The sequence below is a fragment of the Streptomyces tricolor genome (assembly GCF_002155905.1).
Classification (GTDB): domain Bacteria; phylum Actinomycetota; class Actinomycetes; order Streptomycetales; family Streptomycetaceae; genus Streptomyces; species Streptomyces tricolor.
Genome location: NZ_MUMF01000571.1, coordinates 1 through 10,205, shown reverse-complemented (window position 1 = coordinate 10,205; position 10,205 = coordinate 1). Strand labels below are relative to the sequence as shown.

General features: G+C 73.7%; 10 protein-coding genes. 5 read left to right on the top strand and 5 right to left on the bottom strand.

Translation table 11 applies throughout. The features are described 5' to 3' along the window. Window positions 1-68: 68 nt before the first annotated feature. Window positions 69-809: a class I SAM-dependent methyltransferase gene (locus CCN44_RS33825; protein ID WP_059247081.1), complete on the bottom strand. Its 741-nt coding sequence runs from the start codon at window positions 807-809 to the stop codon at window positions 69-71. Window positions 810-1,177: 368 nt separating this feature from the next. On the opposite strand from CCN44_RS33825, the gene CCN44_RS33820 reads away from it, so the two are divergent. After that, a complete protein-coding gene (locus CCN44_RS33820; protein ID WP_086702124.1) occupies window positions 1,178-1,735 on the top strand; it encodes a DoxX family protein in 558 nt (185 codons plus the stop codon). Between the two features lie 161 nt (window positions 1,736-1,896). After that, a complete protein-coding gene (locus tag CCN44_RS33815; RefSeq protein ID WP_086702121.1) occupies window positions 1,897-2,853 on the top strand; it encodes a DUF4331 family protein in 957 nt (318 codons plus the stop codon). 542 nt (window positions 2,854-3,395) lie between these two features. Here CCN44_RS33815 and CCN44_RS33805 read toward each other — a convergent pair. The 4 genes from CCN44_RS33805 to CCN44_RS33790 form a co-directional block, all read right to left on the bottom strand. Beyond that, the gene (locus tag CCN44_RS33805; RefSeq protein ID WP_086702115.1) at window positions 3,396-4,619 is read right to left on the bottom strand and encodes a spore photoproduct lyase family protein; all 1,224 of its coding nucleotides are present in this window, start codon (window positions 4,617-4,619) and stop codon (window positions 3,396-3,398) included. A gap of 115 nt (window positions 4,620-4,734) precedes the next feature. Then, window positions 4,735-5,076, bottom strand: coding sequence for a DUF3140 domain-containing protein (locus CCN44_RS33800; RefSeq protein ID WP_059247091.1), 342 nt, complete (start codon window positions 5,074-5,076; stop codon window positions 4,735-4,737). 6 nt (window positions 5,077-5,082) lie between these two features. Beyond that, on the bottom strand, window positions 5,083-5,316 hold the full coding sequence (locus CCN44_RS33795; protein WP_059247093.1) for a hypervirulence associated TUDOR domain-containing protein: 234 nt from the start codon (window positions 5,314-5,316) through the stop codon (window positions 5,083-5,085). Between the two features lie 169 nt (window positions 5,317-5,485). Beyond that, window positions 5,486-6,871, bottom strand: a complete 1,386-nt coding sequence (locus CCN44_RS33790) for a S8 family serine peptidase (RefSeq protein ID WP_086702112.1) — start codon at window positions 6,869-6,871, stop codon at window positions 5,486-5,488. A gap of 772 nt (window positions 6,872-7,643) precedes the next feature. Here CCN44_RS33790 and CCN44_RS33785 point away from each other — a divergent pair. From CCN44_RS33785 to CCN44_RS43580, 3 genes are all read left to right on the top strand, one after another. Then, window positions 7,644-9,275 carry a phosphodiester glycosidase family protein gene (locus tag CCN44_RS33785; protein ID WP_223283682.1) on the top strand — a complete coding sequence of 544 codons (1,632 nt, stop codon included), beginning with the start codon at window positions 7,644-7,646 and terminating at the stop codon, window positions 9,273-9,275. A gap of 76 nt (window positions 9,276-9,351) precedes the next feature. Next, window positions 9,352-9,669 carry a helix-turn-helix domain-containing protein gene (locus CCN44_RS33780; RefSeq protein WP_086702106.1) on the top strand — a complete coding sequence of 106 codons (318 nt, stop codon included), beginning with the start codon at window positions 9,352-9,354 and terminating at the stop codon, window positions 9,667-9,669. After that, window positions 9,666-10,205: helix-turn-helix domain-containing protein (locus CCN44_RS43580; protein ID WP_143650139.1), on the top strand; the 540-nt coding region annotated here is incomplete at its 3' end. The genes CCN44_RS33780 and CCN44_RS43580, both read left to right, overlap by 4 nt.

The following is a 10,205-nucleotide window of genomic DNA, read 5'->3' as shown; positions in this document are numbered from 1 at the left end:
CGGCCTGCCGCACACCCCGAAGCCGTCGCGCGACGGCCCCGCCACGGCCCGGCCGGCCGTCCCCCGGGTCAGGCGCGCGTCGTCAGGATCATGTACGGCGCGGTCCGGGTCTCCGCGGGGGCCGCGCCGGCGGGGCCGCCGGCGGCGAGCGTGGGCAGCTCCACCGTGGGGGAGGGGAAACCGGCCTCGGTGAGGAAGGACCGGTACCGGTCGAGGGAGCGGTAATGCGTCGCGGTGGTCATCATGGTGCCGTCGCGCAGGCGCAGCAGCGTGGTCACGGTGTCGCCGTCGTCGTACCGGGCGCCCGGCTCGCCGTGGCGCAGGGTGGAGAAGGCCACGCCGGTCGCCGCCGGATTGAGGTCGGCCAGGACGTACGGGGCACCGGGGCGCAGTACCCGGCGGATCTCGGCGGTGAGGCCGGCCAGCCGGCCGTCGTCGGGGTCCGTGCAGTACACCAGGCAGCACACGGCGGCATCGACACTGGCGTCGGCGAGCCAGTCCAGGGTGCGGCCGTCGAACAGCCGGTAGGAGACCCGGGGGTGCGGTCGGTCGGTCCGGGCGATGTCCAGCATGTCCGCCGAGGGATCGAGCCCCTGGACCGTCCACGTGCCGGTCCCCGCGAGCAGCGCCGCGACCGCACCGGTGCCGCACCCGATGTCCAGGGCCAGCCGGCCGGGGCCCGAGCGGCCGGCGAGCCGGCGCAGCACGGCCGGGAAGATCAGCTGCTCGGCCAGCCGCATGTCACGGCCCCGGTAGGCGTCGGCCGCGGCGGAGCCGTCCCAGCCGAGGGCGTCGTCGTCGGCGATCAAAGTCGCTGCCTCCTGCACTGGTGCCGGGCCCGGACGCGGGGAGCGGGGCGTTCGCCCGGCAGCCTGGCACACGCCGCCGCCCGGACGCCCCCGGCGCGGGAGGATTCCCCCGGCAGCGCGTCGTACCCGCGACCGGTTGACGGGATGTGCCCAGCGCCCACGGACGCGCCACCGTCCGCCCGCAGCCCCTTCTATTCGCTGTTTCTCCCCTGCTTCCCGCCGCCCGGATGCACGACACCGCCCGCAACGGAAGGATCGTACGGAGGGCGCGCCCCACGATGCCGCGCGGAGCCGCCCCGCCACCGGTTGCTCGGCACCTGTCCGAGCTGGGGGAAACGCCCTTCCGGCGTGCCGACCGGAGCACCGCCATGATGATCAAGCGCATCCCGCACCGTTCCACCCGCCCCACGGACTCGGCGGCGCATCCCGCCGCGGAGCCCGTCGTGACCGCCGCCGACTGCGGTCTGCTGCTCGTCCGGCTGACCTTCGGGCTGCTGATGGCCGCGCACGGGGCTCAGAAACTCTTCGGCCTCTTCGGAGGCGACGGCCTGACGGCGACCGGCAAGGGCTTCGAGGCACTGGGCTATCGCCCGGGCACGCTCTTCGCCGTGCTCGGAGGTCTGTCCGAGCTGCTCGGCGGCCTCGGCCTGGCCCTCGGGCTGCTGACACCGCTCGCGGCCGCCGCCCTCATCGGCGTGATGATCAACGCCATGGTCACGGTCACCGGCGCCCACGGCCTGTGGGACACGGACGGCGGCGTGGAGTACAACGTGGCCATCGCCGTCGTCGCCCTGGCCGTCGCCGCCATCGGTCCGGGCCGGCTGGCCGTCGACCGCTTCTTCCCCTGGGGCAGGGGCGGCTGGGGAGCGGCTGCCGTCGCCCTCGGCCTGGGCGGCATCGGGGCCGCGATCACGCTCGCCCTGTAGGCCGACGGCGCCCGTCCGGCCGTACGTCCCCGGGGGCGGGCCGGAGCACGAGCGGCCGATGCCGCATCGGCATCGGTGACCCTTGAGGCAAGGGCGTGATTCGGAACCCGTGACAGCCGCGCCGCCCGGCCGCGGGCCGCCGTCGCGCGGATGCTGGGCGCATGTCTCACCACCTCAGCGGCCCCGACCTGCGGTCCCCCATGGACGACGCACGGCTCGATCTGACCGATCTGTTCGCTTTCACCGTGCCGGGCGAGCGAACCGTGTTGATCATGAACGTGAACCCGATCGCCCCGACCGGCGCGGCGGCCTTCCACCCGGACGCGGTGTACCGCGTCAACGTGGACACCGACGGGGACCACCGGGCCGACGTCGCGTTCAGCTGCGTGTTCTCCCCGCCCACCGAGACAGAGCAGACCGTCACCGTGTACCGGGCCACCGGCGAGCAGGCACGGGCGCACGAGGCCGCCGGTGAGCCGATCCTCACCGACATGCCGGTCAGCTTCGGCACCGAGCCCGCGGTGGCGGAGTCCGGGCCGTACCTGTTCTTCGCCGGGTTCCGCAGCGACCCGTTCTTCGCCGACCTGGACGGCATCGTCAACAAGTTCCAGTGGACCGGCGTGGACTGGGGAGCCGACAAGAACGTCTTCGGCATCGTGCTGGAGATGCCCCACGCCGAACTCGGCACCGCTCCCGAGATCGGGGTGTGGGCCCGGGTGAGCCTGTGGCAGGACGGACAGCTGACGTCCGTCGACCGCGGCGCCCACCCCTCCCTGACCGCGTACTTCAACGCCGAGGACGTCAAGGAGACCTACAACGCCGGTGAACCGGCCGACGACTGGGACACCTACCGCGAACCCTGGACCGCCGTGCTCCAGCACTTCGGCGGCTACGACCGGCAGGCGGCCGAGCAGGCCCTGCGCACGGTGCTGCCGGACATCCTGCGCCTCGACCGCGGCAAGCCCGCCGCCTACCCCAACGGCCGTACCCTCACCGACGACGTCACGTCCGCCCGGCTGGCCATGCTCACCGCGGGCAAGGTCCCCACCGACCACATCGGCCCCCACACCGATCTGCTGCCCGGCTTTCCCTACCTGGGGACCCCGCACACGGGATGACCGCTTCAGGCGGCACGGTCACGGCGCCGCGCACCGCGCGTCGAGGGCTGCCCGGTACGGCGCGCACCCGCCCGCTCCGGGCGCGTCCGCGACCCGGCGTGGTGCGCGGCGACGACCATGACGGCGACGGAGACCAGGGCGAGACCGGCGCCCATGTACAGCGGCGCCGAAACCGCCGAGCGCGAGCGCGGCCAGCCCACCCGGCAGCCGCCGGCGTGCGCCCGTCCGTCCGCGTCCGAGACGCCCGGAGTCCGTGTCCTTCCTGGGCTCCGGGCCTCGCCGCCGGATCCGTCCATGGACGCGGACCGGCGGTGCTCGGACGAAAGTCATCGGCCGGCTTCGGCCGGCACCCGCGCCACCGCCCACGCCGAGACCGTCGACCAGGTCCCGCGTCTCACCGAGCGGCACGGCGGGGAGATCCTCGGCGGCCCCGACGAGGCCCGGCACGGCCCGGCAGCAGCCTCGTCCACGGGGATCGGTGGCGCACGCGACGCTCGCACAGGAGCGGCACGACCGCGCCCGTGCCGGGCGTCCGAAGCCCTTCAGAAGGCGTAGCGGATGCGCAGCCAGGGAGCGTGGGCCGCCACGAGTCCGCGCAGGGTCTGCACGGCCTCCGCCTTGACGCGCTGGGTGTAGCGGACGTTCAGCGCCCCGTTCTCGGAGCGTTTGCCTTGCTGGAGGGCGGGCTGCCACAGCACGTCCTCGGCGCGGGGGTGCCAGCCGAGGTTGACCTCGTGCAGGTCCCGGTTGTGCGTGAGCATGATGACCTCGCAGGCCGCCTGCCGTTTGACCCGGTCGGGCAGGACGTCGTCGAGCTGCCGCAGCACCTCGGCCCAGGCCTCCTCCCAGCCGGGGCGCAGCACCACGGGGGAGAGGTTGAAGTGGACCTCGTAGCCCGCGTCCAGGAAGTCCGCCGCGGCGGCGATCCGGTCGCCCACCGGCGACGTCCGGATGTCCAGCAGCCGCGAGTCCGCCGCGGGCATCAGCGAGAAGCGGACGCGGGTGCGGCCCCGCGGGTCCAGCGCCAGCAGGTCGGGGTTGACGAACTTGGTGGCGAACGACGCCTTGGCCGAGGGCCACCCCCGGAAGAACCGCACGAGATCGGCGGTGTTGTCGCTGATCAGCGCGTCCACCGAACAGTCGCCGTTCTCCCCGATGTCGTAGACCCACGCCGACGCGTCGCACTGGTTGGGTTCCGGCTTGCGGCCCTGGCGGCCGATGTGCCGGGCCAGGTGGGCGAGGATGCCGTCGATGTTGGTGAAGACGGTGACCGGGTTGGCGTAGCCCTTGCGGCGCGGGACGTAGCAGTACGCGCACGCCATCGCGCACCCGTTCGAGGCTCCGGGGGCGATCCAGTCGGCGGACCGTCCGTTGGGCCGTGTGGTCAGCGTCTTGCGCTCGCCCAGGACCAGCGTCTCCCCCTTCACGCGCACCCAGCGCTCGACATTGCCCTCGTTGCCGTGCAACCCCGGGATGCCCCAGTGGGAGGCCACCTCGATCACTTCCGCGTCCGGGAAGCGGGCGAGGATCTCCCGGCCGCGCGCGGAAGCGGCGGAGGCGGGCTCCGCGTAGACGGTCCGCACGGGCAGCAGACGGCGGGCCGCGGGGGAGTCGCGGAAGAGGGAGCGGTCCGCCGGCCCGCGTCCGGCGCTGCCGTCGTGCCCGGCCGAGCCGCACCCTTCCGGCGGCGCGCCGCCGGTGTCGAGCGCGTCCAGGCCGAACAGGGCGTCGGCGCCGTCGGCCGGTCGGGCGGAGGGGTGTCTCATGGGTGCTCCGCTCGGGGTGGGCAGTACGGGGGTCATTCCACTGTAGGCAGTCGCCGTGGGTCCCCGTCGCGGGGCACCGCGCCCGGCGTCCCGCGCGGAGCCGGGGGAGAGGGGCTCACCCGTCCTGGAGGGGGTCGTGGCCCCAGTTCATCAACGAGTGGCGCCACCGTGTGTCCCGGACGTCCCCGGACGGGCGCTGCGCCAGATGGCGGCGGACGTAGCCGACCACCTTGCGCATGTGCGCGTAGTCCGCTTCCGAGAGGTCGCCCTTCTTCTTGCGGAGGATCTCCACGATCGCACGGCCGGAGGCGTGCCCGGTGGACTCACCCCCGTCCTTGTGCTGTCCCGCCGCCCGGGAATCCTCCGTCGCCAGCCATTTCTCCAGCGCGGAAGGTGTCATGTTCACCACCTCCCGGAAGGCGCCCCATGTCTCGCGCTGCTCGTCGGCCCCGGCCATCCCGGTCTACTTCTTCTTGAGGGCCGACGGCTTGTGCACGGCCGTGCGGCCGGACTTGTCGCTGCGCACCTCGTACTGGGGGTCGTCGGGCGAGGCGTCCACGGTGCGTCCCGCCGCCTCGGTGCGTTCGGTGATCTTCTTCTCCACGGTGCCCGTGGTCTCGCTGCCGTGACTGCGCCAGGCCACCTTGTCGCCCTTGGACGGCTCGTTCTTTCCCGAGGAACCCTTCGCCTTCGCCATGGTCGTCCTCCTGCGGTGCTGGGATGCGCGTGTGCGGTAATCCCACCTTGCGGGCAGGAGCCGGGTGACGCACCCGCGGGAGCCCGCCGCCGGCGGTGCGCCGACGACGGGTCCCGCCCGTTGCCCACCTGCGCTCGGCGAGGTCGGTGATCTTCAGCCGGCGGTGCACCTAGCCATGGCGCGTCCTGGCGGAGAGGGCGCGTACGGCCGCGCCGGCGTCGGCCAGGCCGGCTCCGCAGTTCTGCCCGCAGCCGGCGATGGGACGCGCGGTGCCGGTGATGACGCGCTGCACCTGGGCCGGGGTGAGGGAGGGGCGCAGTTGCAACAGGAGTGCGGCGAGGGCGGAGACGTGGGGTGCGGCCATGCTGGTGCCCTTGAGCCACGCGTACGACTCGCGGTCGGGGTCGGTCCTGCCGGAGTTGTACGTGGACAGGATGTCGTCCTGCACCGTGCCGTTCCCGCTGCCTCCGGGTGCGGTGATGTCGACGGTACGGCCCCAGTTGGAGTAGCGGGCGCGATGGCCGTTGCGGTCGCCGGCGGCGACGGTGATGACGTGGTCGCAGTTCGCCGGGGCGTACGCGGCGGCGTTCTCGTTGGCGTTGCCGGCCGCGACGACGACGGTGGTGCCGTGGCCGACGGCGGAGTCGATGGCCCGCTGGTAGGTGGCGGAACAGGGGGCCTTCTCGCCCAGGCTGAGGTTGATGACCTCGGCGGGCGTCTCGTTGTCCGGGACACCCGGTACGGAGCCGCCGGCGGCCCAGATGATGGCTTCGGCGGTGTCGGACTTCACGCCGCCGCAGGCTCCGAGGACGCGTACCGGCTGCACGTGTGCGTCGTGGGCGGTACTGGCGACACCGATGCCGTTGTCGGTCTGTGCGGCGACGGTGCCGGCGACGTGAGTGCCGTGCCAGACCGAGGGGCCGCCGGGCGAATCGGGGGCGCACTGACCGGGCGCGGACCAGGTACCCGGATCGTGGTAGTTGCTGTCCCGGCCGTCTCCGTCCCGGGCGTTGGAGGCGTCGGCGATGAAGTCGTAGCCGTCCACGATCTGGGAGTCCAGGTCGGTGTGGGTGACGTATCCCGTGTCGATCACCGCGACGGTCACTCCTCTGCCGGTGGCACGGTTCCAGGCCGGCGGGACGTTCATGCCCGCGGTCCCGTCCCACAGGTCCCACTGGAGCCGGTAGGCCGGGTCGTCGGGATCGGCCGCGGCCTGGAGCACGCTGTCGGGCTCGGCGTAGGAGACGTCAGGGTCGCCCTTCAACTCGTCGGTCACGGCGCTCAGGGACGCGGCGGTGGTCTGCTCGCGCAGTCTCAGCAGCACGGCGCCGGTGGCCAGGCGCCGCTCGAAGGAGAGGGCGGTGCCGTCCGTCTTCCGCCGGAGGGCGTCCTTGACGGCCTGGTCCGATCGCGCCTTGGGCGAGGCGGACTTGTATCCGACGATGAGCCGCTGCGCGTGCGGCGGCCGGGAAGGCTCCGGTGCCGCGGGAGCGGCCCGGACGGTGGGGGCCAGGAGGCCCGACACGGTCAGAGCGGCCACTGCCGCCGCCAGCACGCGCGCGGATCGTCGTGGGGAGAGGTGCACGGGAACCTGCCTTCACGGGGTGGGCCAGGCACCGCCCCCAGCAGGCAGCAGCCGCCTGCGGTGCGCACATGCGGGGGCACCTGGTCGAGGACGTCGATGTGTTCGGGCCGACCACGGCGCCGGTGACAGCACGCCGTGCGCGGTCGTCCATGGGGGGAGGGGGACCAGGTGCTCGCAGCGGGCGGCGGCCCGGTCGTCCGGACGGGTAGAAGGGACGGCGCGACTACCACCGCAGGGGAGGAGATCCGAGGATCCGCTCACCTACTGTGCTGACCCCGCCACTCGTTGTGAATCCCCCTGGTGGTCCACGTGGTTGGCCAAGGCCGGTGCGTGCGCACCCGCGCACAACAGGAGGCAGCGCGTGAACCCCCGTACGCAGGCGCGCTCTTCGAGCACCCTCGCCCGCGCACGCCCCAGCGGCCCGCGGCACGACCGACGCGACGCCGTACCGCCGGGCGATCGTATGCAACTGCCCCGAGGGTGCACGGCTGACCGGCTACGGGAGCGGCGCCCTCGAAGGCGCGGTACCGTACACCGTCCCGGAACGTCTTCCCGAGACGCTGCGGTTCCGGTAGCGGCAGGCGCTGTCGAGTTCACACGCCCGTTGTGATTACTTTGGCTCGCGAGGCGGCGGTCGTCACTCACGGCCGGTGAAGTGGACCACCGTTGCCGAGGTGTGATCCGGGCGACTGAACGGTGTGCCGGGCCGGTCGCCCCCCGACCCTTCGTGAGGTGCATGTCCATGCGTCGTACCCGCATCCCGGGTACGGAACGGCGCTCCGCCCGTCTCCGTGCGAGGCTCGCGACCACCATCGTGCTCGCCCTGACGGCCCCGGCCTTCCTGCCCGGTGCGGCGGAGGCGGACCTCGAGCGCCCCACGGCGACCGAACAGTGGACGACACGGACCCTCGCGCCCGGCGTCACGGTCCGCACCGGTGTCCTCCGGCACCCCGGCACCCGGCACGCCTGGACGGTCACCGTGCAGGCCCCGGCCCGCACCCGGTGGACCACGAACGACCCGGACGCACCCCTGACCTGGGCCGAGGTCGCCACCCGCGGCTGGGCCGAGGACACGGCACGCGAGCTGACCGAGGCGGGACTCCGGCCGCGCGTGGAGAGCGTCCGGTGGCCCCGCTACGCCGACACCCCGCACGGGGTGATGGGGTACCGGGTCCGCATCGGCCGCTTCGCCACCCAGGCGGAGGCGAGAACCGCGGCGTCGGCGGTCACCGCGGCCGGGTTCCACCCGGCCGTCTCCTGGACCGGATACGACATCCAGGAACCGGCCGACCGGCAGAACGTCCAAGTCGCGGTGATCGACCCGAAGACCTTCGACGGCACGGTCGAGGCCACCCACGACGGCAACGTGGCACAGCGGGAGACCACCTCGGCGGTGGCCCGGAAGCTGAACTCGCTGGTCGGCGTCAACGGCGGCTTCTTCGTGCTGTCACCCGGCGACGGCGTCCCCGGCACCATGTCCGGGATCGGCGCCTACGAGGGCGAACTGGAGTCGATGGCGGTCGGCTCCCGCTCCGCACTGCTCCTGGAGGACGGCGGCCACCGCATCCGCGTCGCGGACCTCACGAGCACCCTCACCGCCCGCGCCGGCAAGGCCACCTACGACATCCAGGGCGTCAACCGGGTGCCCGGCACGGTCCGGGACTGCGGCCGTCCCGGCAGCACGCCCAGCGAGCTGCCCTGGCAGGACGTCACCTGCCGGCTGGCCGACGACCTGGTCCGGTTCACCGACGCCTTCCAGGCCGACCTGCCGACCGGTCCCGGCACGCAGGTCGTGCTGGACGCGTCCGGGCGTGTCGTCTCCGTCGGCGCGCGCGGCGGTCGCGTCCCCGCCGGCGGGTACGTGCTCCAGGGCATCGGCCGGGCGGCCGACTGGCTGACGGCGCACGTCGAGCCGTACGGCCGCGTCAAGGTCGGCGAAACCGTCCGCACCACCGCGGGCCGGCGCGTCGTGCTCGACGCCGACGACTCCCTCGTCAGCGCGGCCCCCACGCTGGTCCGGGACGGCCGCATCGACATCGACGCCGCCGCCGAAGGCGTGGTCGACCCCGCCTACACCTCCTTCGGATACGCCTGGGCCAACGTCCGCCAGCCGCGCACCCTGGCGGGCATCGACCGGCGGGGCCGGCTGATCCTCGCGACGGTGGACGGCCGGCTGAAGGGCGGCAGCGAAGGATTCACCCTCTACGAGGCCGCAGCCTTCATGAAGTCGCTCGGCGCCGTGCAGGCGATGAACCTCGACGGCGGCGGCTCCACCGCGATGGCCGTCAACGGCACGCTGGTCAACCAGCCGTCCGACGCCGCCGGCGAACGCGCCGTCGGGGACACCGTCCAGGTCCTGCCGGCGGACCGCTGACGACCCCGGGCCGAGCCGCCCGCACCCTCCCGCGCCCTCTATGCGTAATCCGCATAGAGGGCGGTAGGCTGCCTCCATGGAGAGCACCCTGGCCGAGCGCGTACGAGCCACCGCCGCCGCGCTCATGCGGCTCACCGGGGAGTCCCAGACGGACCTCGCCGCCGCGCTGGGCGTCAGCCAGACCCAGATCAGCCGCCGCCAGTCCGGCCACGCGGCATGGAGTCTGGACGACTGCGAAGCCCTCGCCGCGCACTACGGCATCGACGTCCTGGAACTGCTCGCCGGCCCCGCCCGCGCATGCGACGCCCTGGCCCCGAAGCGCCGGCACCGCTCACGCACCGCCCCGCACCACGCCGGCACCACCCGCACGGCCGCCCAGGGAACAGCACAGTGACCGACTACACCGCGATCGACGCACTCCTGGCCGACGCCCGCCGCCAGGCCGAACTGCCCCCCACCGCGCAGCGCCGGGCCCTGCGCGAGGCGCTGGACCTGTCCCGCACCCAGGTGGCCAAGGCCCTCGGGGTCAGCCCCTCCACGGTCGCCGGCTGGGAGACCGGCCGCGATCCCAGCGGCGAGATCCGCGAGAAGTACGCCTACTTCCTCAACGGCGCCCAGGAAAAGCTGCACACCCTCACCGAGGGGGCACCGCCGCACACCCCGGACGGCTCCGCCTCGCAGCGCGGCACCTCGCAGGCCGGCACCCCGGCCGACGACGACACCACCCTTCCCGTCCCCCAGCCGTGCATCCTGTGCGGTGCCCCCGCCACCCAGCATGTCGAGGTGCTGGGGGTAGCCCTCGACATGGTGGGTGGCGGGGGCACCGCACAGGATGCACGGCTGGGGGACGGGAAGGGTGGTGTCGTCGTCGGCCGGGGTGCCGGCCTGCGAGGTGCCGCGCTGCGAGGCGGCGCCGTCCGGGGTGTGCGG

Coding starts and splice junctions, on each gene's coding strand:
- CCN44_RS33785 (WP_223283682.1), top strand. CDS start 7,644: ATGCGTCGTACCCGCATCCCGGGTACGGAACGGCGCTCCGCCCGTCTC.
- CCN44_RS33815 (WP_086702121.1), top strand. CDS start 1,897: ATGTCTCACCACCTCAGCGGCCCCGACCTGCGGTCCCCCATGGACGAC.
- CCN44_RS33780 (WP_086702106.1), top strand. CDS start 9,352: ATGGAGAGCACCCTGGCCGAGCGCGTACGAGCCACCGCCGCCGCGCTC.
- CCN44_RS33805 (WP_086702115.1), bottom strand. CDS start 4,619: ATGAGACACCCCTCCGCCCGACCGGCCGACGGCGCCGACGCCCTGTTC.
- CCN44_RS33800 (WP_059247091.1), bottom strand. CDS start 5,076: ATGGCCGGGGCCGACGAGCAGCGCGAGACATGGGGCGCCTTCCGGGAG.
- CCN44_RS33820 (WP_086702124.1), top strand. CDS start 1,178: ATGATGATCAAGCGCATCCCGCACCGTTCCACCCGCCCCACGGACTCG.
- CCN44_RS33795 (WP_059247093.1), bottom strand. CDS start 5,316: ATGGCGAAGGCGAAGGGTTCCTCGGGAAAGAACGAGCCGTCCAAGGGC.